This is a genomic window from Cryobacterium sp. MDB1-18-1 (assembly GCF_004402735.1).
GTDB classification, from domain to species: domain Bacteria; phylum Actinomycetota; class Actinomycetes; order Actinomycetales; family Microbacteriaceae; genus Cryobacterium; species Cryobacterium glucosi.
Window position 1 is genome coordinate 1 of record NZ_SOFR01000043.1, and the last position, 22326, is coordinate 22326.

General features: G+C 61.9%; 17 protein-coding genes, 1 pseudogene and 1 riboswitch. Of the genes and pseudogenes, 9 read left to right on the plus strand and 9 right to left on the minus strand.

Annotated elements, in window-relative coordinates; translation table 11 throughout:
- The first annotated feature begins 712 nt into the window (after nucleotides 1-712).
- Together E3O50_RS09345 and E3O50_RS09350 are read left to right on the plus strand one after the other, a co-directional pair.
- Nucleotides 713-1477 carry a hypothetical protein gene (locus tag E3O50_RS09345; protein WP_134558811.1) on the plus strand — a complete coding sequence of 255 codons (765 nt, stop codon included), beginning with the start codon at nucleotides 713-715 and terminating at the stop codon, nucleotides 1475-1477.
- A 211-nt stretch (nucleotides 1478-1688) separates the two neighbouring features.
- The gene (locus tag E3O50_RS09350) at nucleotides 1689-2639 is read left to right on the plus strand and encodes an alpha/beta hydrolase-fold protein (RefSeq protein ID WP_134558810.1); all 951 of its coding nucleotides are present in this window, start codon (nucleotides 1689-1691) and stop codon (nucleotides 2637-2639) included.
- A gap of 463 nt (nucleotides 2640-3102) precedes the next feature.
- Here E3O50_RS09350 and E3O50_RS09355 read toward each other — a convergent pair whose 3' ends face one another.
- The 3 genes from E3O50_RS09355 to E3O50_RS09365 form a co-directional block, all read right to left on the minus strand.
- Nucleotides 3103-3762, minus strand: coding sequence for a DUF1345 domain-containing protein (locus E3O50_RS09355; protein WP_241975318.1), 660 nt, complete (start codon nucleotides 3760-3762; stop codon nucleotides 3103-3105).
- 630 nt (nucleotides 3763-4392) lie between these two features.
- Nucleotides 4393-5463, minus strand: coding sequence for an LCP family protein (locus E3O50_RS09360; protein WP_241975317.1), 1071 nt, complete (start codon nucleotides 5461-5463; stop codon nucleotides 4393-4395).
- A gap of 1135 nt (nucleotides 5464-6598) precedes the next feature.
- Nucleotides 6599-6862 carry a hypothetical protein gene (locus E3O50_RS09365; protein ID WP_134446417.1) on the minus strand — a complete coding sequence of 88 codons (264 nt, stop codon included), beginning with the start codon at nucleotides 6860-6862 and terminating at the stop codon, nucleotides 6599-6601.
- 762 nt (nucleotides 6863-7624) lie between these two features.
- On the opposite strand from E3O50_RS09365, the gene ftsW reads away from it, so the two are divergent.
- The 3 genes from ftsW (at nucleotide 7625) to E3O50_RS09380 (ending at nucleotide 10686) form a co-directional block, all read left to right on the plus strand.
- The gene (gene ftsW / locus E3O50_RS09370; protein WP_241975316.1) at nucleotides 7625-8791 is read left to right on the plus strand and encodes a putative lipid II flippase FtsW; all 1167 of its coding nucleotides are present in this window, start codon (nucleotides 7625-7627) and stop codon (nucleotides 8789-8791) included.
- Nucleotides 8792-9097: 306 nt separating this feature from the next.
- Nucleotides 9098-9598, plus strand: a complete 501-nt coding sequence (locus E3O50_RS09375; protein WP_134558807.1) for a low affinity iron permease family protein — start codon at nucleotides 9098-9100, stop codon at nucleotides 9596-9598.
- A 149-nt stretch (nucleotides 9599-9747) separates the two neighbouring features.
- On the plus strand, nucleotides 9748-10686 hold the full coding sequence (locus E3O50_RS09380; protein WP_134558806.1) for an undecaprenyl-diphosphate phosphatase: 939 nt from the start codon (nucleotides 9748-9750) through the stop codon (nucleotides 10684-10686).
- A 245-nt stretch (nucleotides 10687-10931) separates the two neighbouring features.
- Here E3O50_RS09380 and E3O50_RS09385 read toward each other — a convergent pair whose 3' ends face one another.
- Nucleotides 10932-12131 (minus strand): IS30 family transposase, encoded by a 1200-nt coding sequence (locus E3O50_RS09385; RefSeq protein ID WP_134558805.1) that lies wholly within the window; start codon nucleotides 12129-12131, stop codon nucleotides 10932-10934.
- A 618-nt stretch (nucleotides 12132-12749) separates the two neighbouring features.
- Here E3O50_RS09385 and E3O50_RS09390 point away from each other — a divergent pair.
- Both E3O50_RS09390 and E3O50_RS09395 read left to right on the plus strand, forming a co-directional pair.
- Complete coding sequence (locus E3O50_RS09390) at nucleotides 12750-13451, plus strand: DUF4397 domain-containing protein (protein WP_134450096.1); 702 nt, start codon at nucleotides 12750-12752, stop codon at nucleotides 13449-13451.
- A gap of 389 nt (nucleotides 13452-13840) precedes the next feature.
- Nucleotides 13841-14653: an anti-sigma factor gene (locus tag E3O50_RS09395; protein ID WP_134450097.1), complete on the plus strand. Its 813-nt coding sequence runs from the start codon at nucleotides 13841-13843 to the stop codon at nucleotides 14651-14653.
- Nucleotides 14654-14881: 228 nt separating this feature from the next.
- Here the strand turns inward: E3O50_RS09395 and E3O50_RS09400 are convergent, their stop codons facing one another.
- The 4 genes from E3O50_RS09400 to E3O50_RS09415 all read right to left on the minus strand — a co-directional run bounded on the left by E3O50_RS09400 (nucleotide 14882) and on the right by E3O50_RS09415 (nucleotide 17912).
- Nucleotides 14882-16039, minus strand: a complete 1158-nt coding sequence (locus E3O50_RS09400; RefSeq protein WP_134450098.1) for a cation:proton antiporter — start codon at nucleotides 16037-16039, stop codon at nucleotides 14882-14884.
- Nucleotides 16040-16052: 13 nt separating this feature from the next.
- The gene (locus E3O50_RS09405) at nucleotides 16053-16454 is read right to left on the minus strand and encodes a hypothetical protein (protein ID WP_134450099.1); all 402 of its coding nucleotides are present in this window, start codon (nucleotides 16452-16454) and stop codon (nucleotides 16053-16055) included.
- A gap of 267 nt (nucleotides 16455-16721) precedes the next feature.
- Nucleotides 16722-17033: an LCP family protein gene (locus E3O50_RS09410; RefSeq protein ID WP_134450100.1), complete on the minus strand. Its 312-nt coding sequence runs from the start codon at nucleotides 17031-17033 to the stop codon at nucleotides 16722-16724.
- Nucleotides 17034-17228: 195 nt separating this feature from the next.
- A complete protein-coding gene (locus E3O50_RS09415) occupies nucleotides 17229-17912 on the minus strand; it encodes a hypothetical protein (protein WP_134450101.1) in 684 nt (227 codons plus the stop codon).
- 281 nt (nucleotides 17913-18193) lie between these two features.
- Nucleotides 18194-18363: riboswitch (M-box (ykoK) riboswitch) on the plus strand.
- Between the two features lie 216 nt (nucleotides 18364-18579).
- On the opposite strand from E3O50_RS09415, the gene E3O50_RS09420 reads away from it, so the two are divergent.
- Together E3O50_RS09420 and E3O50_RS09425 are read left to right on the plus strand one after the other, a co-directional pair.
- On the plus strand, nucleotides 18580-20250 hold the full coding sequence (locus tag E3O50_RS09420; RefSeq protein ID WP_134450102.1) for an Nramp family divalent metal transporter: 1671 nt from the start codon (nucleotides 18580-18582) through the stop codon (nucleotides 20248-20250).
- Nucleotides 20251-20379: 129 nt separating this feature from the next.
- Nucleotides 20380-21648, plus strand: a complete 1269-nt coding sequence (locus E3O50_RS09425) for a CBS domain-containing protein (RefSeq protein WP_241980941.1) — start codon at nucleotides 20380-20382, stop codon at nucleotides 21646-21648.
- Between the two features lie 191 nt (nucleotides 21649-21839).
- Here the strand turns inward: E3O50_RS09425 and E3O50_RS09430 are convergent.
- A pseudogene (locus E3O50_RS09430) lies at nucleotides 21840-22238 on the minus strand (transposase); the annotation flags it as partial.
- Nucleotides 22239-22326: the final 88 nt, after the last annotated feature.

Genomic DNA, 22326 nt, shown 5'->3' on the forward strand with positions numbered 1-22326 from the left:
CGAAACGGCCTCGGAGTGACTCAACGTGCTTTTCGAGTACATCTGACTACTCCCTGAAGATGGAACCCTAAATTCGGTGTCCAACTTTCGGGGACCACTTCACTCGTCCGCCAGTACTTCCCTAAGGGCGCCAATCTGAACCTGCACAGTTCCGAACGCCCGGCCGAAGTTGCCGCAAAGATCAACGCTCGCCCACGCGAATCACGCAACTGGGAATCCGCTCAAGCACACTTCGATAGGCTCAAGGAAACAGCCCCCAATTGATCGAGTGATGCAACGTTCGGTAGAAACCGCCCAGTTCTTCATGGCCCTTGACACCCAAGCCTGACCGTAGAGCCCCAACGACGAGTCGCGGAGCAAACCGGCACATGCCCGGCCGCCCACTCAAGCGCAAAGCCGTCCGTTAGAGGGATATCAACGGGCACTCCCCCGCAAGCTAGCGGTTCTGACCGGTCCGGATTACGACGGCGTCGCGTTTGACCCGCCCGACACTAAGCCCGATGACCAGGCGTCATACACACGAGGTCGATGACGTCTCGTATCCCATGGGAGGCGAGTTCAGGTGGTGAAGGCAACACCCTGAGTTCTGTGGGGTGTTGTCTTAATGGAGTGCTCGCTCGATGTGCCGCCCTTACCGAACCCGAACATTGATCTCACACTTCTCGAACAGGACGCGGGCAGTGTGGACCACGTCGGATTCTCTTCGACATCCATGACCGAATTGGGAGTCCATTCCATGAACCGACCTATTACACGATCCAGCATCCTTGGTGTCGTTGCCATCACCGCATTCGCTGCCCTAGGCAGCGCACCCGCATTCGCCGACGCGACACCCAGCCCGTCGCCCACCTCCACGGCAACGCCCACGAAAACGCCACCCACGCTCACCAACGTGCAGGAATCAGCCGCCACCGCGACCGCGAAACGGATCACGTCCTTGAACACCGCGATCACAAAGATCACCGCCAACACCTTTCTCAGTGGCCCCGACAAGACTGCCCTCCTGGGCAACCTCAACAACGACCTCGCCGGCATGAACACCCTTGCGACGAAAATCGCTGCTGACACCGACCTGGCACAGGCCAAAATCGACTACGCCACCATTTTCACTACCTACCGTGTCTACTCGGTCTCAATTCCCCAAGCCGCGTACACGGCACTTGCAAACACTGTCACCTCGAAGACGGTAGCGCAGCTCACCGCCGAACAGACCCGGCTCTCGGGCCTGCTATCAGGAAAGGACTCCTCTAAGTCCACCGCGGCGTTGCAGGCCAGCCTGACAGACATGACTGCCCAGATCGGTAACGCCGGCAGCGCTGTGGCCGGACTGGCCGCCGGTTCACTCGCCGCCACACCCGAACAGTACGATGGTAACCACGACGTGATGAAACCCTTCAAGGCATCTGCGACCACCGCGCGCGCAGCACTCAAACAGGCACGGACCGACGCCAAGACCATCCGCTCCGCACTCAAATAGCACCGGCCCGGCAGCGCGCCGGCCACTTCTGCCGTCGCGCTGCCGGTTCACAATAACTTGCCCTTCCGCGTTCTACGGATGCAGCGCCCGCATCGGAAGCCCTGCATTCTCGTTCGGCCCCGACTCGATCGCCTTCCGACTGGAATCGACCAGCGGTCGATGCCTGGGCGTTCCGTAGTCAACTGATAGAACCGAGACACAACCTGTGAGAATGAATTCAGGGCGCAGCAAGACCCTCATCGCGGGTGTCACTCTCCTCGTCCTGGGAGCCGCAGGCGGGTTCCTTGTCGTCCACCCGGCTTCCGCTGCCAGTCAGACCTCTCAGTCCCCATCGGACACGCCCCGGCCGGCGTCGGCCCTCGCCATCACGGGCACTATTGAGACGGTGCATATTCCGGCAACCGCATCCAATTTCACCGCCAGGGATGCCGAGGTATACCTCCCTCCGGCCGCCGTGGCCACCGACGTTCCGGCACTCCCCTTCGTGCTCATGATGATGGGCCAACCCGGGAACCCGGACGCGTCCTACATCGCTTCAGTCCTCGACACGTTCGCCCTCACCCATGACGGTCAGGCGCCGATCGTTGTCGTTGCGGACCAACTCGGTGATCCGAGTGTCGATTCACTCTGCCTGGACACTCCGACGCACGGGAATGTGCAGACCTACATTGAGCAGGATGTCGTCAACTGGGCACGCGCGAACCTGCACATTGAAACTAATCGCGTCGACTGGACAATTGCGGGGTTCTCAAACGGTGGCCAATGCGCCATTTCCCTTGCTACCAAGTTCCCGGACGTCTGGGGAAACGTGATCAGCGCGTCCGGGACGACCTTCGCAGGCACAGAATCTGAGCCCACGGTTCTCGCCGACGTCTTCGGCGGAGACCAAGCCGCCTACGACGCGACAAAACCAGCGACCGTGATGTCGTCCACGCACTACCCCGATACCGAGGCCGTGTTCACCGTCGGGGCGGATGACTCCGTGATCGGTCCACCCCAGAAGGCGTTGAGTGCCGCGGCCTTGGATGCCGGCATGGTGACCAGCTACTACGAAGTTCCCGGCGAAGGCCACACCGTCGAAGCGCTCCTCGGAGGACTCACGAAAGCGTTCGACGTTCTCGCCCCACGCCTCGGATTTCAGGAACCATCGCAAGAGCCATAGGCACGCACAACGCTACCGGCAAGCCCTGATCAGTGGACACCCGAGAGGCGGATCCCATCACTCCGACCCGACGTAGCATGTCCGGCTCTGAGGGCAACTACCTATTTGGCCTTACGACCGCTTCGTCGAGAGTTCAAATTTCGCAAGCGTTGGTACCCTGTTGGGGTTGGCACTAAGCACTAGTCCCAAATCCTCGGGTGGGCAACGCGACAGAACCTTCTCGGATCATGCCGCTGGCATCACTGGTCCTCACCAAGCCCCGTCCGCGGACAACCACACTGATTCAAACGCCCCAAACTTCACCCGCTCGATCGCCCCCAGGCCTTGAAACAGTGGATGGGGCACTCCGGTATCGCGATGCTGCGTTTGCGAGACCCGTCAGAAACCCCTGGATGGTCTCCGGAACTCGTTCGATTTCGCGGTGCGTGTCTAGCCTAACTTGCTCGCGTTAGTGGCTTCCCGGTCAGTTGAGGATGTTCACGGCGCGGGAGATGACCAGGGCGAGCAGAATGAAGCCGGTCAGTGCCTGATACGCCATCAGCATTTTCGCTCGGTGCGTGAGTGGCATAACGTCCGTGGGGCTGAACGCCATCATGTTCGTCAACGAGATGTAGGCGTAGTCCAAATAACTTGGCCGCCAGTTCTCACCCCCTGGCGCCCCGTCATGTTGTGGGAAACGGAAGTCCACAGTCGCCGTCGACCACTGGGCTGCGTCGCGACGCGCAACTGGACCTGACCGGTCCAGCTCCCAGTACACCAACGAGAATGCAATTACGTTCGTAACCCAGACCTGCAGCGCAGTGAGGAGGACATCCGGACCGTTCACTCCCCCATAGAGAAGCTGTCGGACCGTGAAGACAACGGTGACTTGATTGGCCAGGGTCAGCAATGAGGCGAGCCCAATGGATAACCACCGGGACCATGTGGTCTCCCGCGATAGTCGGCGTGGGTTGAAGATCGTCAACGGGATCAGCAGAAGCAAACCCAACAACGGAATCACCCACCGTGGCAGAATCTGCACCTTCTCGGGAATCAGCAGATACAGAACCAGGCTCAGGATGATTGCGGCCAGGACCGGCCAGCGGTGCTCGTGCCTCACAATAGGCGTCGACGTTTCAGTCACAGTCGAGAGTGTAAGCGATCCCCAATCAGGTCGACGTCGTCACCGGTGAAACGACTCTTCGAAGCGCCGACGCCCCGTTTGCTGTACTGGCGCAGGTTTCCGTGCGACTAGGTGAGGAATGGTGTTGAACTCAGTTCCCTCATCGCAACCGCGATAATCGTTGCTATTGCCAGCACTATCGTTGCCACTGTCAAACCGCGACCAGGAGCACCTACCGGGATCAAACGGTAAGCCCGGACCGAGAGCCCGAGCCCCACTACCGTGGCGATGAATGCGGCAAACGGGAACACAACTGCGAACAAGATGCTGGCAAGCGTCAACCAGAACCCGGACTTACGGCCCGGAGTGTTCGTCCAATCCCCGGGCGGCCGTCTCAGGCCACGCAACTCGTTCTCGTCCGCATTGACATGTGCGTCGTTCACATGATGCCCCTCTCGTTTGTTCGCCGGCCAGTCTTGCACAATGCCCCTGGACCTCAGTAACGTTGGGCAGGAATCGGGCAACCCGGCAGGCGATCACTCATCTCCGGAGCGCCGCAAGCACGTCGCTACCAACGCACGGTGCACCCGGAGTGACGGGCTAATCGGTGCGGTTCGAGATGGGAGTTGTACGGTTCTCCTGGCTGTGGATCTAGTTGCCCTTCGTACAGGTTTGCTGATCAGCGGTCTGCCCGGTGACGCTGGACGGGAGCACGGCATTCGCCCCAGCGGGAGCGGCCACGGGGGTCGCCGTCGGCGTTGAAGCCGGAGTGGGTGTGGAACTAGGTTTTGCAGTCGCGGCTGGCGTGGGAACAGGGGCCACCGGAGCGCTACTCGGGAGCACGGCCGCCCGGCCCGGGGCCCCAGAGAGCTGCAACGGTGCATCCGCGACCAAAGCTGTGTTCAAGACTGTGGCAGCACTGGACTGGGCGATCACCCGTCCTGGCTCGGCCGGGTCAGTGACGGTGGGGTACTGCACGAAAACCATGTTCGCCAGCCCTGTGTCCTTGATAGCGAGAGCGATCTGGACCAAGGTCGTCGGATTCGTCAGCGTATCCGAGAGAACCATGTTGCCCGTTGCCGCTTTGGCCAGGGAGAACAACGCGATCGGGTTCCCCAGGACGCCGCCACTTTGGACCTTCCGAGCCAGAGCAGCCATGAAGAGTTGCTGGTTACTAATCCGCCCCAGGTCACTACCATCACCGATACCGTGCCTGCTGCGCAAGAACGAGAGCGCGTCGGCGCCGACGAGGGTTTGCTGTCCCGCCGCCAAATGCAACGGAGGCGTCGTGTACAGATCATTGACCGCCGAGGCCAAGCAGACGGTGACCCCGCCAACAGCGTTCGACATGGCAGTCACCCCGTCAAAGCTAATCTCCGCGGCGTAGGGAACCTGGACGCCAGTGAGCTTCTCGATCGTCAACACAACGCACGAAAGGCCACCGCGAGACAGGGTCGTATTCAGCATCACCCGGCTGGAAGGCGACGCGGTCCCGCCATCGGCCTGCGGACACGCGGGAACGGCAAGCATCAGGTCCCGGGGAAAACTGATCACACTGACGCTCTGATGATTCTGCGCAATGTGCAGCAGCATGGTCACGTCGTTATTACCCGCGCCAGAACTACCCGCGAGCTCTGCGGCCGTCCCATAGGCCCCGCCCTGGCCGGTACGCGTATCCGTGCCCGTCAATAACAGGTTTACCCCGCCGGCGATCGCGCTCACGTCCGCGGCCGGGGCAGGAGCCGCCGTGTCGCCGGGCGACTGATCAAGGTGGGCCAAATGAACACCGGGCTTGACACTACTGGCAACATCCCACGCGGCAATCGCCGCAAGGGAGCTCCCACTAACCAGGAGCACACCGAGGGTGATTCCCAAGGTCTTCGCGACCGTCCACCACGGCCCCCGAGGCGCCAACCGTCCGTGCCGAATCGGCTGACCGGCATTCCTGACACGCCCACGCAAGGGCCCAGCGTGCGTCACGGTAACCCTCTTCCGCCGGCCGAACCAACCGGAACATCCACCAACAATTGATTCGACAAAACTGTATGCCAGCAGCGACCGGAGAATCCTGTGAAAGTACTCCCGGACCAGCGCAATCTCACAGGAAGCCCGCCACGCTCACCAAACGGGGAATGACGCTCATCGCCGGACCAGGGTTAGCGTTGTTTCACTGCGTGTTCAGCAAGGAGTCCACAAATGCCATCAATGGCCGTCAACCTGCATCTGTTCGACGGGACACAAACGCGAGTTTGTGTCGACATCAACCAGTACGGCCAGCTCCCCGCCGTCATCGTGGACCCCCGCACGGAGGACGGGGGCGTTCTGCCCGGGACGTGGCTGGGCGAAAGCCACAACAGCCGACCAGACGGAACCAGCTACCGCGCGGTGCCCCGACACGACCTCGCACCGACTGCGAAAGAGTCCTCAGACGATACCTGAAGCAACCGAAAATCGCCCGTCCGTTTGTACGAGGCCGGAGCCGGGCCCGGCAACGCAACGAGTTTCTCTTCACCACCATCGAAGCATGTTCTTCGCAGCGCAGCCGCGCCGATTCGAGTCAGATTCTGGAGCTCCGTTACAAGTACCGCGCTTGGGAAAAGGATGACGCTCTTACGCCGTGGCCCGGCGCGCTCTGAGGGCGCCATTGTGCTCCGGTAGCCGATGGCCTATTCCAAAGCACGCGTGGCGGGCGCCAGCGGTCAATATCTCACTGAAGACACATGACCGCAGCGCAACTCCCAGGCAATGGTATTTCACTCCTCCGACGGTGCAGCATCTGCCTAATCGACGCAGAAGACAGGGATCGGTCGGGGCCGGTCACAGGCCTGATCCCCGCGAACAAGACCGTTGATGCCGTTCAACTCAACTCACTGTTGTGATCGTCGAGCACGGCCGTCACAAAATGCGCAACCGCATCGTCCCAATTCGGGAAGACAAAATGCTCGACCGGATCCACAAACTCCATCACCTCGTAGCTGCCCTCGGCTTTCGAAATGAACCCGACCAGTGAAAGCGCATTGTCGCGTGCGATGCGCCGATCCGTGACGCGCCACTCGCAGCCTGAGAGCGCTTTGACGTTGAGATCTTCACTCGTGCGCGTTTCCAATCGTCCCGTGATCATCTTGATTCCTCTCGTTCGATAGTGCCGAGGCTACGACCGACATCTGACAGTTCTCAGAACTGCTCATATGCAAGAGCTATGAACCCTGGCACCCGGCGCGAACATCATCCTGGATTCATTTGCGAGCGCCACTCAGGTGGCACCCAGTGCGGAAACGAAACGCTTCCAGGGAGAATCCCTACTCCAAAAGATGGGAATCGCCGCGCGTGGGCAATCGCGAGGGGCAGCACCACGAAAGACTTTCGCCTCGCTGCGAGTAGCTTGTTCATTCCGCTCTGCAGTGCATTGTCAAGTCGACGAATCGAAAGAAACGACCGCCAACGCCGTGAACTGTCTTGTCCAAGCCGGCGATACAGGCAGCCTGCGCACCTCCTCGGCCCCTTGTTGGTAGCGCTCAACGTCGACGAGGCTTTTCCAGCAACGATTTCCGAGCAGGCACAATCTGGGAGAGATATGTGACCCGACGCGACACGTGTGTGATGAACTAGCGGTTCGGGATTCCCTCAGTAGTGTCGTGGTGGCGCCCCAGCCCATTGCCGCGCACTCTGATCCGATCCCACACCCGGCAGGACACTCCCCGCAGATGACCGTATGTGAAGTACCGAGCAATTGTGGTCAATCTACAATAAAATCCACCTCCGCGGCGTCTCCTGAGAAGGGGCTTGGTTCGTGACGAGTCCGCGCAACCCGACCCGTGCGCCACGTTCAAAGACCGACCACAGGGTTCCGTCAAATAGACCGTCACAGTCAACGCGCATTAGCGTGGGTCGTTTGATCCGCTCAGAATCCCCGAACTATTTTCTACTCCTGGGAACGACGCTGTTCTTGGTCATCTTGGGCTTGATCATGGTCCTGTCTTCGTCATCAGTAGATTCCTTTGTTGCTCACGAGGGTTTCTTCGGCGTTGTGCTTCATCAAGGTGCCATCGCCCTCGTCGGTGTCCCATTGATGCTCGTGCTCAGCCGGATGCCGTTGAAGTTCTGGCAACGTATCGCTTGGCCGACGCTCATCGCTACTTGCCTCGTTCAGTTGCTCGTCTTCACCCCGCTGGGTGTGACCGTGGCCGGAAACACCAACTGGCTGTCCATTGGCAGTTTCCAATTCCAGCCATCTGAAGCCATCAAAGTCGCCCTCGTCATCTGGCTAGGCATGCTTCTGGCACAGAAGAAAGATCACCTCGACGACTGGCGCCACGTCCTCGTGCCCGTTTTCGGCATCGGCGGCACGGCCGTCATGCTCGTCATGATCCGCGGCGATCTGGGGACAACAGTAATCCTCGCCGGCATCCTCTTTGGCTCCCTCTTCTTCGCCGGCGTAAAACTACGCATGCTCGCCATTCCCTTGGGCATCGGCGCCCTGGGCGCCCTGGGTGCGGCGATGGCCAGCGGAAACCGGATGGCCCGGATACTGAGCTTTTTCGGCACGGGCTGCGATGGCTCAACCGGCACGATTTCCGCCGCATGCTGGCAACCCTTGCACGGCACGTGGGCCCTCGCGTCGGGCGGTATCTTCGGCGTTGGACTCGGGAACTCCAAAGCGAAATGGTCCTGGCTTCCAGCCGCGGACAACGACTACATCTTCGCGATCATCGGCGAGGAACTCGGTCTCATCGGCGCAGTCGTGGTGCTCGCCCTTTTCGTCCTGCTGGCCATCGCCTTCCTCCGCATCATGAACGCCACGACCAGCCCTCAAGCCAAAGTCAGCACTGCGGCCGTCATGGTCTGGATCATCGGTCAGGCACTCGTCAACATGGGCGTCGTCCTCGGATTCATCCCTGTCCTCGGCGTACCACTCCCCCTCATTTCTGCTGGGGGCACCGCCCTCCTCACCACCCTCATCGCAATCGGAATCGTGCTCTCCTTCGCACACAGCGAGGCGTCACCGACACGCACACCTCCACCCGGAAAGCCGGACGCCGACCACCCATAACTCGTCCCGCGCGCTCTCGTCGCAACACTGCACGCTGATTGAAGTGGACACGGCACGGAATCGATTCTTGGTCCACCCACGGTGTCGACGCTGTGAAATCCTTCGCCGTTGTCGCCTCGATGAACCGTCCACCGAAACGGGTCACGGCCACGACTCGGCGAACTGCCGGGCAGGACCGTCGCCGTATCAAACACGCACGGTTGCGCAACACTTTCGACCAGCTGAAACAGTGCCCCCTCCACCGGGTTTGTGCGTCGCGTCCACGAGAACATCTGTTTGACGGGAACAACGCCTAGTCTTTCGAGCGTGCAGAATGCAGCTAACAGCAACGACTCGATCAACGCGGACCACCAGAAACGGCTGGATCGATCTCGCGAAATGACGCGGAACGACTGGACGAGCGCGCCCGACAAACGGTGGAGCAGCCGGGTCCTGCACAATATCGGCACAGTGAGCGAACACGCCGCAGCGGGATTGGTTGCCGGAAGTGCGCTCGTAGTGTGGATCGCGGTCGGGATAGCGGCGGGATTTCCTCCATGGTGGGAGAACGTCCTCTACATTGCGAGTTCATCTGTGACAGTCGTGATGGTCTTCGCAATCCAACACACGCAAGCACGACAACAAGCGGTCACCCAGCGCAAGCTCGACGAGTTACTCCGAGCCCAGCCAACTGCCGACGACCGACTCATCGCGTTGGAAGGTGCGTCGGACGACGAATTGGAGGCCCTCACCGACCTCAGTCAAGAGAACCGAAAACGAGCCCTCGGTACGGATGCCCCGCCACCGATTGTGGATCCACCGAGGTAGGGAATCGAGGTAGCCCGGGTACCGACCAGATCGGGACCTGCCTAGCCAGACCGTCCCAGTCGTTGGATTTCGGTCACATTGATGAACACTGGACGTCATCACGGGCGGCGCACGCGGGCGCAGGTGACCGGAACCTTTAGCCTGTTCATATGATCACTTTGATTCAAGCGGCGATTCTGGGATTTCTCCAAGGGATCACAGAATTGTTCCCCATTTCCAGCCTTGGCCACAGTGTCATCCTGCCCACATTGTTCGGCTGGAACATCGACCAGAGCAGCGCCGCGTTCCTGGGGCTTCTCGTTGCCACCCATTTGGCTACCGCTATCGTTCTCTTCCTCTTCTTCATTAAGGACTGGATTCGGGTTTTCCGCGGGTTCGGACGTTCCATCCGGGATCGTAAAATCGGCCCCGATGACATCTACGCGAAACTGGCCTGGCTGCTCATCGCCGCAACAATCCCCGCGGGCATCGTGGGCTTGCTCTTGGAGAAGCCCCTCCGGTCCCTTTTCGCATCCCCACTGATCGCTGCCGCATTCCTTGTGATCAACGGTCTCATTCTTCTTACCGCAGAACGCCTCCGACGGCATCCGAACCGGGCTCAGACCGCTGGGGTGAGCGTTGATGCTGTTTCGAGCGGACGCCCCATTCCCGGGCGCTCGGCCAACACGCAAATGTCCGAGACCGAGAGGTCCGACGCGACGATCGCCAAGCTCACCTGGAAACAGGCGTTCGGAATCGGCGTCGCGCAGACGGCCGCCCTGCTTCCGGGAATCTCCCGATCAGGATCAACCATGGTCGGTGGACTCCTCTCTGGACTCAACCACGAAACCGCTGCCCGATTCAGTTTCCTATTGGCCACACCCATCATCGGGGCCGCGGCCGTACTGAAACTCCCGGGACTGTTCAGCCCGCAGATGGCCGATCAGAGCGGCGCGTTCCTCGTCGGTGCACTCTGCTCGGCCGTTGCCGCATGGTTAGCCACGAAGTTCCTGCTGCGCTTCTTCGAGACCAGGACACTTACCCCGTTCGCGATTTACTGCATCGTCGCTGGAACGGTCTTCTTCGTTGTCCTGCTCGCGTTCCCATAGAAGTTCGCAAGGACACCGCACGTCGAATCGGTTGAGATTCCCTTGCTGGGATCCCACACGGTCATCACTCCGTACGTCCTCGCTCGGCGGAGGAATCCTGGGCGATGACGTGCATTATGGCCGCATCACCCGCGCCGATCCGCACCTCGAGGTCATCACGGGGATCCAAACAGCCGATCGTGCAGCGGGTTCAGGATCTGTGATCGATGTCGACAGCAAGCCTCCCGCCCGATCACAGGGCGAGTTCAACCGGTCGTTGCAACACCGGGCTGTTTGAGTAACTGTAGTTGTTGGCTGAACACTTCGGCCGGAGTCTTCCAGCCGAGCACTTTGCGGGGTCGGTTGTTTAGGGCGAGAGCGACGGCTTCGAGGTCATCCGCGCTCCACCTCGAGAGGTCGGTGCCTTTCGGGAAGTACTGGCGTAGCAGCCCGTTGGTGTTCTCGTTCGTCGGTCGTTGCCAGGGCGAGTGCGGGTCGGCGAAGAACACCCTTGTTCCTGTCTCGAGCGCGAACTGGGCGTGCGCGGATAGCTCTTTCCCGCGGTCCCAGGTGAGGGTCTTGCGGAGGTGTTCGGGCAGCTTCGTCATCGACACCGTCAGCGCTGCGTTCATCGCGACGGCGCCGTAGCCACCGAGCGAGGGACCGTTCTTCACGGGTGGCATCTCACCCCAGCCTTCCAGTCTGGGCAGATGCACCAGGAGCGTGGAGCGGCTGCTGCGCTCGATGAGTGTGCCGATCGCGGATCGTCCGGTTCCGATGATCAGATCACCCTCCCAGTGCCCTGGAACGGCGCGGTCCTCGGCCTCGGCGGGGCGTTCGCTGAGGACGACATCGGCAGTGACATGCCCTTGCGGCTTGTTGCGTGATCGAGCTCGCGGTTCCCGCAGCGCACGGCCGGTTCGAAGGCACGTGACCAGTTCTCTCTTGAGCGCGCCACGGCCCTCGACGAACAGCGACTGGTAGATCGCCTCGTGGCTGATGCGCATGGACCCATCATCGGGGAAATCGACCCGGAGCCGGTGGGAGATCTGTTCCGGGCTCCACGCCATGGCCCACCGCCTGTCCTGCCGGTGCGGCTTGTTCAGCCCCTTCCACGCCGGCGTGTCAGGGCCCGTGACGATCGTGCCATCGGGTCTGCGGACGCTCCCGTTCAGCCGCTCCTGCACATACTCACGCAACCTGTCGTTGTCCACCAGCTTCGCGGTCTTCGGGCGCTTCGCGACCTGTTGCGACTTCCACTGCGCCACCAGCGCACGGTAGACCTGCTTCCCGCTCCTCGTCGCCGCGTTACAACGCAACTCGCGTGAGATCGTTCCCGGGTCGCGGCCTATCCTGCGGGCGATTTCACGCACGCCGAACTGCTGGGCGCGCAGCAGCGCAATCTCCTCACGCTCAGCGAACGACAGGTAGCGGCCCGTGGGCTCATCCAGACTGATCGGCGACATGCCGCCAGCGTGACGGAACCAACGGGACCCGACCGGCCACGACACGCCCACCTCGCCGGACGCCTCGACCGTCGTCACGCCACACGCGATAAGCCGCCAAAACTCCCGCTGCACCGCACGCGAGGGCTCAGGCCGGCCTGGTGAACGCATCGGCGGTCGCAACGCCCGATCCGCCGCCCACTGCCGCCGCGCGGCCTCGGGCGCTTTCGATATCTGCTTCCCACCGCGTCCCATCGCAAACCTCCGTGATCGAGGTGTTGCGACGACCAATTGAATCCGCCCAGTTCGCGCCTGTCTCTTTGTCAGAGGTCCCTGCCCAGCCGCGACTTTTTGGATCTCAGCTGGCGTCAGAATCCGAGTTCGGAAAGTTGATCCGGCGGACCGACGGGACAGGATCATCGACCAAGTGATATGAATCGCACCCTGCGAGGGACAGTTCGCTGCCCTGGACGACTCGGCGGACTCGGCTGAGAGATTCGCGCTGGCAGCGCCAGCCAGGGTCCAGCCGATGGGTTCCAAAATCATTGGCGTCGCGTGCATCCAAAACGGGAGTCCAATCAGAAGAGAGTTTGGGAGGCGATGACGCTTCCCGTCCATGACAAATAGCAGGAGGTAACCATGCGCAAGACCATCGCTGTCGGCGCCGTAGTCGGTGTACTCGTCGCCCTCGCGGGATTCATGCCGGCAAACGCCAATGAGAGCCACAGCCACGGGGACAACGGCCCCGCCGAACTGACCGTGTTCCACGCAATCCCGGGCGTCACGGTCGACGTTTACGTCAACGGAGCACTCACCCTGGATAATTTCACCCCCGGTTCATTCTCAGACACTCTGAGCCTTGACCCAGGCACGTATTCCGTGGCGATCACCGCCGCTGACGCCAAAGACGCCTCCAATCCCGTGATCGGCCCGATCGATCTCAAGCTGGGTAGCGGCAACAACTACACCGCGGTCGCACACCTGACCGAGGCCGGCATGCCGACCGCGACCCTGTTCCAGAACAACCCGGATCCCGTCGGAAAGGGCAAGGGCCGACTCACGGTCCGCCACGTCGCCGCTGCACCCTCGGTCGATATCCTGGCCAACGGTGCCGCCGCGATCACCGACCAGACCAACCCCGACGAGGTCGAACTGACCCTCCCGACGGGGACGATCAGCGCGGCCGTTGCCGCGACCGGCACGACCGCTGCGCTGATCGGTCCGGCCGACGTGACGATTGCCAAGCGCACGAACACCATCGTGTATGCATGGGGCAGCCTCGCTGACCACAACCTCGCCTTCGCCGTGCAGACAATCAAGCTCGACAAGGCCCACCACTAGGCACCACCCGGACACCTCCTGCGCTCTGCCATCGGAGTGCAGGAGGTGTCCGCCTCAACGCACACAAACACGAACCGAACCCGTCCGATACATCAGGGTGAGCTCCACTTGTCCCCCGTGGGCCAGACCTGCGTGTGCCCGCCGACTCGACCCGAGCCACGAGGACACAAAGATCCCTTCGACGGCCGAACCTATTGTCAGTTTCTCAGTGGCTCTCTGAAGGGGGCTTCTGGCTATGCTGTGCCTGACACCGTTCTGCGCCCACAGTGGATGGGGGACCATGAACGAGCAACATGCCGGTCAACGCTTCACTCCGAATAGCCCGGGCCCCGGGATGAGCCGCATTCTTCGAATCTTCACCGGACTGCGTAACCGATTGGAGGCGAGCGATGACACACATTGACCCCGAGAACCTTGCCATCATCGCCCTAGCCGGGGCCGACCTCACCAAAGTTGAACGCCAGCACCTCGCGGGATGTCCGGGGTGCGCGCTCGAACTCCTTTCCCTGCAGCACATCGTGGTTGTCGGCCAGGCGGCGCGCAACGTGTCCCTTACCGAGCCTGCCGAAGCGGTCTGGGAGCGGATTCATGGCGCTCTCGGGCTCAGTGCCGACGTCAAGAGCACGCCACGACGTGACCAATTCGTCGGCGCAACGCCCGCAGCGGCAACCAATGTCCCGGAGCGCGCCCAAACCCGAACTTCGAGGGATCATCTCACCGCGACGAGGGCTCGCGTACTCGTTGATCTGGCGCCGCGTCGCCGTCGGTGGCTACCTGTTTCCTTCGCAGCTGCGCTCATCGGCCTCATCGCGGGCCTGGCCGGTGGTATCTGGTTCGACTCACTTCAGCACGCCGCCGCACCGACAGTGATTTACCAAGCGCAGCTCACCTCCTTCCCCGGCTGGCAAGCACACGGCCAGGCGTCGGTTAAGGAGAGCGCGGATGGGCACCGCAACGTGACCGTCGACCTGACGGCTCCCGCCACCCCGGATAGCTCTCTACGGGAGGTCTGGCTGATCAAAGCAGACGCCTCAGGACTCATCAGCATCGGCCTGCTCGACGGAAACACGGGCCGCTTCGACATCCCCGACACTGTCGACCTCACCCAATATCCCCTCGTCGACATCTCAGCTCAACCCAACAACGGGAACCCCGCACACTCTGGGAACACGATCGTACGCGGACACCTGCAAGCCAGTTGAAGCACACTCACAAGCCCAAAGACCTGAGAACGCCTCGACCGCCGAAAAGAAACGTAGATGATCATGGCCGTGGCACTCTAGATTGCCTGAAACCCGGCAGTCCGGAGCAACCGACGAGGGCGCCCATCGGGGTCGCTGACGACGCGGCAGATGGGAACCGTCCAGGGCTGCGGCCGAGTCACTCGTTGGTAAACCCTCGTCGTCCTCCCGACGCGGCTGGGTCTGAGACTAGGGTGCCGCAGGAGGTGCGGCAGATATGTTCGCTTGTCGCTTCGCGGCGCGCCCGCCCGCGAGTGAGGAGAGGACGATGGTCACGAGCGCGCCGAGGAGGAGGGCCGCGCCCTCGCCGGGTACGAGTAGGTGGGCTTGCTCACCGATCGTGGCCGCGGCGACGGGAACCCCGAGCTGGGCAGCAGAAAGTAAGCCCAGAGGCAGCTCCTGACCGAGGAACCGAGTGGCGGCGTGGGTGAGCAGGGCGCCGCCACCGAGCGCGAGGCCCAGGAGGATCATCTGCGGGTGTGTGAGGAGGTCACCGAGGTTGAGGGACGCGCCGAGCCACACGAAGAAAAGTGGTCCGAAGAGCCCATCCGCGAGTGCGAACAGCTGTCTGGCTAGCCGGCGGGGCTCGCCGATGGCGGCGACGACCAGTCCGAAGGAGAACCCGGCCAACATGATCGAGACGTGGCCGGAGACCGCGAGAGCCGACATCGCAAAAAGGACCGCCAATTGGATGCGGAGTTCGAGAGCGAACTTGCGTTGCTCGGAGAGCCGATGCAACCGCAGTCGAGCGCCGTTTCGCTCCAGACGCGACAACGTCAGGTAGAGCACCGCAGCGGCCGCTGCGACGGCGCCCGCTCCGAGGGCCGCCCGGCCGGCGTTAGGCGGATCGATCGCCAAAGGCAGGGCGATGATCGCGACAATGTCGGCGATGGCGACCTGGGCAGTGAGTTGCAGCACCGAGTTTCCGCGCAGTCGCAGGGCATCAATCACCGGCAAGACGAGTGCCGCCGAGGACGATGCCATCAGCACGGCGTAAAGGGGCGCGTGTGCGCTCCCGAAGACGACGGCGGCACCAATACCAAGCGCCACCGCCAGGACTCCGGTGAACAACGCACGAACTGCGCCCGTGCCCAGTGCGGAGCGGATCTGCACGTCCCGCACGGGCACGTGTGAGCCGGCCACGAACATGATCAGAGCGAATCCGACATCGGCCAACAGCGTGATCGATGGGTCCGACGAATCGACCAGACGGAGCCCCGTATGGCCAACGAGGATGCCCGCCAGGATCTCGCCCAGCGTCACCGGAAGATTCCACCGTCGTGGGATCGCCAGCAAAGGCCCGAGCAGCGCAACGATCGAGATGATCGCCAGGGTTTGGAACGTCATCGCGAAACCACCACTAGGGGACGGCCGGCCGCCCCAAGATCAGGTCGGCCAGCTGCACGGGAATGTTCGTGTTCTCATCGGTGTGATATGCCGCACAGACCCGGTGGTAGCCGTCCGTAATGTGTAAAGGCACCGCCGAAGAGAGATTGCCACGAACGAGCAGGATTGGCGAGAGCTTCACGCCGGTCCGGATTTTCAGCAAGTCAGAGGCGACGTGGGGGTTGGTCACGTCAAGGAGCGGCAGGCCCGCAGCCCGCAGAATGTCCTTGGCTTTCTGAATGGTGATCGGCGTGTCTTGGAGCGCCTGCACGGTGGCGTCGACGCTCTCAGCTTGCAGGAGCAGGTGCGAGTAGTCCGCGGCGCTCGGGTAGTCCTGCGCCTCGGGCGACTCCAGCCATTTGACTTTTTTGGGCATGGTGGCCTTCCCTTGTTTTTTCGAGCAGGCTTTGGGAATGAACTTTCCGGCCCGGCCCGGCCCGGCCCGGCCCGGCCCGGGCTAGAATCCACCGCCTGATAGCTTGAGCGTAGTAGTGATCCGGCCGCTATGGAGGCAACCGCGATGCAGGCGTCGTAAGTCCATCAATTTGCGCTGAGATCGGCTTGCGGCGATGATGAGCCTCCCGGTAGGTACGTTCATCGTCAATGAATTGCACGGTCGGTGAGATTCTTCTGCACCTACCCTCTAACCACTGATACCGGGATTCTGGGTGTGGAAAACGCCGCATCTGAAGACGCCGACGGCTTTGAAGGAGGCGGTGGCGCCGTCGAAACGGATTTGGGCGGCGAAGGGAAAATGCAACCCGGTGAGCTTCTCAATCGCGAGCACGACCCAGGAGAATCCGCCCCGAGCGAGCGTCGTGTGTAGCAGCACCCGGCTCGACGCGGAGCCGGCGGACCCATCAATTTGGAGGCAGGCCTGGACAGCGAGCACCAGATCTCGCGGGAAGCTGATCACGCTCACCCTGTGGTGATCCTGCGTGATGTGCAGCAGCATCGTGACTTCGTTGTTGCCCGCTCCGTAACTTCCCGCGCGAACTCGACACTCGTCGCGTTACACACCACCCTGTCCAGTGCAAGTATCCATACCAGTCAAAAGCAGGCTAACGCCCCCGGTGATCGCTGCGACATACTCAACTGGGGCCGTCGGATGGCCCAACGAGTCACCTGTGAGCGAGATCCAGACCGGGCTTCAGATATTGCGGCCCTCAGAAGGGGTGGGCCGCAGATGCCGGTCGAATGAGTACGCGAGCGGCTGACCGGCGGGCAGTTCATCACCAAGCTGAAGCGCGTCACCCCGGAGTGTGGAGCGAATGCCCCGAATCGATGCAGGGCTCGCGATGACGAGGACCGTTTGGCGGCCGAGGAGGAAGGAAACAACGCGCTGGGAATAGAACTCGGACAGCACCCCAGCTGCGAACAATGTCGGGTCGGCTGGGTCCGTCTCTTCTAATTCGTCACCGTCCTCCCATCGCGCTCCCATTCTCCTAGCTGCATCGGTTCGGTCCAGGGGCCTTTCGGTCCGGCTGAGCCAGCCATCTGGGTAACCGCGATCGCGCCGCATGCTGGCGCGAGCACGAGGCCAAGCAGGCTCTACGTCGAGGCGACGATCTGAGATGACCGCGCGCGGGAGCTTGTGTAGTTCACACAGGAGCGTATTGACGAACCGAATACTGTTTGTTCGGGGCGGAGTGAACACGACGTCGGGAGAGAGCCTGGCCGCGGCCAGCAGATCCGCCGCGCGTTGTGCCAGGATGACGGCCGAATCGTCTACGCCGGTTCTGCCGGGCGTCTCGATGGCTGTCTCGTTGTGAACAGGGACAGAGTCGATCGTGTCCCCGAATCCCAACAGAATCAGTACACCGAATTCACTCATCCGCCTCGCGCTCCTTCCACAGCGGGATACTGCAGCATGGGGCGTCCCTCGACTTCGAGGCGACGGTTGTGCAGGATGACCACAGTCAAACACCATGCAGCCGGGCAATCTAGGAAGGCCAGCATGTCCTACCACGGGTTGGATCCGGGGCCCTGTCCTGTGTGCACGGCATCGTTATCCGCCAGTGGGCGGCGGACTCACGGTCGGTTTGCTGCGGGTCTGAGCGTAGCCACACCTTGCTTGCGGAGCAGTAAATTCTCCGTGTAGCGTGACTCTCGCAGGGCGCCACTTGTTAGCTGAGGCTCCTTTGCGGATACAAGCCAGCGACCCCCAACGTCTAGAGACGCCCCGGGTCAGGACAGGTTTTCCCGGAACAAGGGATTGCCCCGATTGGCTCCCGACTCCCGGGTTAACGCCGCAAAGTGCCAAAGGTCTTATGAGAAGAGGTCACCTCGGCCGGTCAGGTCGGACTCTTCGTGCGCGCTGAACGAAGTGGAGGGAGCACGCCGATGAGCGAGAGCCATAGACCCTGTCTCCCTCTGCCCGTAATTGCCCGTTAGACACTCGCTCTTCCCCGCGCGCGGCCCCTGGCCCGCGCTCTTCCGGCAACGCCTCCGGAATTCCCACGCTTACACATACTCGCTCCCTGCGCAGAAAGCCGCACACGATGACGAACAGCAGCGAAAGCGTCACCAGCCCTGAAACCGGCCCGACCCCGACGGGGCCGCTTTCCGCTGTGCTCGACTCAGCCCATCTCGGCGATATTGAAGGTGCAATGGGAACAATTCGTTTGGGTGATGATGCGCCTCGCCGAGGGTTCCCGGCCAAGTTTCGTACCCTGCTTGCGATCCTCGGCCCCGGGCTCATCGTGATGGTGGGAGATAACGATGCCGGTGCCTTCGGGACCTACACCGAGGCCGGGCAAAACTACGGCACCTCACTCTTATGGACCTTGCTCCTGCTCGTTCCGGTTCTGTACGTGAATCAGGAGATGGTATTGCGGCTGGGTGTGGTGACCGGGGTAGGCCATGCCCGGTTGATTCTGGAACGGTTCGGAAAATTCTGGGGTGCGTTCAGCGTCATCGACCTGTTCATCCTGAACGCGCTCACCATCGTCACCGAATTCATCGGGATCAGTCTGGGGCTCCAATACCTGGGCATCCCTCAGGTCCCCGGCGTCATCGTCGCAGCCCTGCTCGTGCTAGCCGCCGTAAGTACAGGGTCCTTCAAGAGATTCGAACGCGTCAGCCTGTTCCTGGTTGCTGGGTCACTGCTTCTGATTCCCATTTTCGTGCTCTCTCGCCCGGATCTGGGCGAGATGGCCAGGAACTTCATCCTCCCGGGAATGCCCGCGGGTTCACAACTCTCGACAGTGATGCTGCTGATCATCGGAATCGTCGGGACCACGGTCGCCCCGTGGCAGTTGTTCTTCCAACAGTCGTACGTCATCGACAAGCGCATCACCCCGCGCTTCATGAACTATGAAAAGGTCGACCTGTGGATCGGGATTTTGATGGTCATCGTGGGTGCGGCGGCGATCATCGGCTTCACCTCTGCGACGTTCACGGGGCGACCAGAATTCGGCAACTTCACCGACGCTTTGGGAGTGGCAGAGGGCCTCGGTAAGTATGTGGGGCCGGGCGTGGGAATCATGTTCGCGATCGCGCTGATCGACGCATCGATCATCGGGGCGGCTGCCGTCGGCCTCTCGACGTCATACGCCCTGGGCGACGTGTTGGGATTGAAGCATTCCCTGCACCGCAAACCGTGGGAGGCCAAAGGGTTCTACGCCGTGTTCGCGGGCCTCCTCGTGATCGCTGCCACCGTCGTCCTCATCCCCGGTAGCCCGCTCGGACTCTTGACCGTCGGCGTGCAAACCCTCGCCGGAGTGCTGTTGCCCTCCGCCACAGTCTTTCTTCTTTTGCTCTGCAACGACAAGGAAGTCCTCGGACCCTGGGTCAACGGCAAGTGGCTGAACCTGTTCACCTCGGTGGTGGTCGCCATCCTGGTCATGCTTTCTATCGTCCTCACGGCCAGCGTGTTGTTCCCGGATATCACGGCCGGTACGATCCTGTGGATCCTCGGTGGGGGCACCTTCCTCGGCCTGGTCACCGGTCTGATCGTGGGTGTGGTGCGCCGCCGACGCCCGGCTCGGGAGCCCGTCCCGAAGATGGAGCACGCTCAGCGGTTGCGCTGGCGGATGCCACCCCTGGCCCTTCTATCCAGACCCGAGCTCTCTTCGGGCCGGCGCGTCGGCCTTGCCGTCTTGCGCACGTACCTGCTCCTGGCGATGGCGTTGGTCGTCGTGCGGGTCGTTCAACTCGCTCTCGGCCACTGAGCAAATGAGTCTTACGCTCAAGTCAACATCCTCAACTCCGCCAAGAACCCAAGCAACGATCGGGAAAGAAGACCCACAGTGAACACGACGATCCGCGGTATGACCGATTCCGAGGTCGGCCTCTCGCAGTTGCTCCGGCACACCGTCGTTGACGGTCAAGGCAAAGCCCTCGGCAGACTCTCTGACGTCATCGTCCGACTCCGCGGAGACGATTATCCGCTCCTGACCGCGCTGGTGGTCCGGGTCGGCTCCGAAACGGTATTTGTCCCCATCGCCGACGTCCAGGACCTCGCGCCCGAAAACGTCCAGCTTGCCAGCGCCCGTCTCGACGTCCGGGCCTTCGAACGCCGGCCAGGAGAAGTGCTCCTGAACGCGGATGTCCTCGGCCACCGGCTCATCGACGTGGACCTCGCCTCCCTGGTCCGCGCCCACGATGTGTACATCACCCGCCTAGTCCCGGCCCACGACGTATATCTCAGCCCGGCCCCGGGCGTCTGGGTCGTCACCGGGCTCAACGTCCACCAGTCACACTGGTGGTCCCCACGCCGCGACAAGGACAATCATCCTGTGCGGGACTGGCGCTCCTTCGAAGCCCTGATCGGACACCAACCCTCCGTACTCGTTCGCACGTCGTTCGGGAAGCTCCGCCGGCTGAAGGCCGCACAGATGGCGGACATCATCGAAACAGCAGACGCCAAGGAACAGGATGAGCTCCTCGCCCAGGTCCACGCAGACCCAGAATTCGAAGCGGACGTTTTCGAAGAACTCGAAGACGACAGTCTGTCCCAACTCCTCAAGTCCAGAAGCACCGCGGATGTCGCCTCGGTCCTGTCCCGTATGCGTGCCGACGACGCCGCTGACGCGATTACCGACCTGCCCCAGGAGAGGCGCCAGGAGGTGCTTTCACTCCTCCCCGAACCTCATCGCACCAAAGTCCTCACACTCTTGGGTTATCACAACGCAACAGCAGGAGGACTCATGGGTGTGGAGTACCTCGCCCTGTCTGAAACCGCCACCATACGGGACGCCCTTGACATCATCCGGACCTCCACAACCGAACAACCCGAAGCACTCACAACCATCTACACCCTCGACAGCAACGAGCGGCTAACCGGAGCGATCAGCATCATCCGCGCCCTCCAGGCCGACGCGCAGCTCGCCCTGAAGGAAGTAGTCGACCCCGAACCAGTTCACGCAGCCCCCGAAGACGACATCATCGACGTCACAACTCGGATGGCGGACTTCAACCTCCTCACCCTGCCAGTAGTGAATGAAGACGGGCATATCCTCGGCATCATCACAGTCGACGATGCCCTCGAAGCCGCACTCCCAGAAGACTGGCGACGCAGAGAAGCACAGGCGCACAGCTCCCAGCCTCCACTCACCGACGAAGACTGAACCGCCCAAATGGGCGGCGAACTACTGACAACGCTGATCACGGCGGTGCTGAGCGTTGATCGACCGCCACGCATTCACGTTCCGAGGACAGGACGATCAACGTAGTCCTCACCGTCGACACCTGCACCCCAGCCAGGGGCGCGGCGGAATTTGTGGGTCTGTCAAGTTTTCGGTGTAACTGGGTTTGATTTTTAGTTGTCGCGGATGGAGAGTCGGCCGTTGAAGGTGATGTCGAAGGCGTTGAGGGCTGCCTTCCATCGTTGGGTCCAGCGGGCTCGTCCTTGGCCGGTGGGGTCCAGGCTCATCACGGCCAGGTAGACGCATTTCAGTGCGGCCAACTCGTTGGGGAAGTGGCCGCGGGCGCGGACGGCCTTGCGGATCCTCGCGTTGACGGACTCGATCGCGTTCGTCGTGCAGACGATCCGGCGGATCTCGGCATCGAACTGCAGGAACGGTACGAACTCGGCCCAGCTCGCTTCCCACATGCGCACGATCGCCGGGTACTTCTTCCCCCACGCCTCGACGAACTCGAGGAAGCGTTCCTCGGCCGCGTCGACGGTCGCGGCGGTGTAGACCGGTTTGGCTATGTCAACCCAACTGGGACCCACCTGGGCAATCTAAGCGGGACCCGGAGTCTGGTCACAACGAGTGATACTGGGGTATGCGTGTAGAGATTCT

Excerpts from the sequence above, each read along its gene's own strand:
- E3O50_RS09380 (WP_134558806.1), top strand. The coding sequence starts at position 9,748 with ATGATCACTTTGATTCAAGCGGCGATTCTGGGATTTCTCCAAGGGATC.
- E3O50_RS09395 (WP_134450097.1), top strand. The coding sequence starts at position 13,841 with ATGACACACATTGACCCCGAGAACCTTGCCATCATCGCCCTAGCCGGG.
- E3O50_RS09405 (WP_134450099.1), bottom strand. The coding sequence starts at position 16,454 with ATGCCCAAAAAAGTCAAATGGCTGGAGTCGCCCGAGGCGCAGGACTAC.
- E3O50_RS09390 (WP_134450096.1), top strand. The coding sequence starts at position 12,750 with ATGCGCAAGACCATCGCTGTCGGCGCCGTAGTCGGTGTACTCGTCGCC.
- E3O50_RS09345 (WP_134558811.1), top strand. The coding sequence starts at position 713 with ATGACCGAATTGGGAGTCCATTCCATGAACCGACCTATTACACGATCC.
- E3O50_RS09365 (WP_134446417.1), bottom strand. The coding sequence starts at position 6,862 with ATGATCACGGGACGATTGGAAACGCGCACGAGTGAAGATCTCAACGTC.
- E3O50_RS09350 (WP_134558810.1), top strand. The coding sequence starts at position 1,689 with ATGAATTCAGGGCGCAGCAAGACCCTCATCGCGGGTGTCACTCTCCTC.
- E3O50_RS09415 (WP_134450101.1), bottom strand. The coding sequence starts at position 17,912 with ATGAGTGAATTCGGTGTACTGATTCTGTTGGGATTCGGGGACACGATC.
- E3O50_RS09385 (WP_134558805.1), bottom strand. The coding sequence starts at position 12,131 with ATGTCGCCGATCAGTCTGGATGAGCCCACGGGCCGCTACCTGTCGTTC.
- E3O50_RS09400 (WP_134450098.1), bottom strand. The coding sequence starts at position 16,039 with ATGACGTTCCAAACCCTGGCGATCATCTCGATCGTTGCGCTGCTCGGG.
- E3O50_RS09410 (WP_134450100.1), bottom strand. The coding sequence starts at position 17,033 with ATGCTGCTGCACATCACGCAGGATCACCACAGGGTGAGCGTGATCAGC.
- E3O50_RS09420 (WP_134450102.1), top strand. The coding sequence starts at position 18,580 with ATGACGAACAGCAGCGAAAGCGTCACCAGCCCTGAAACCGGCCCGACC.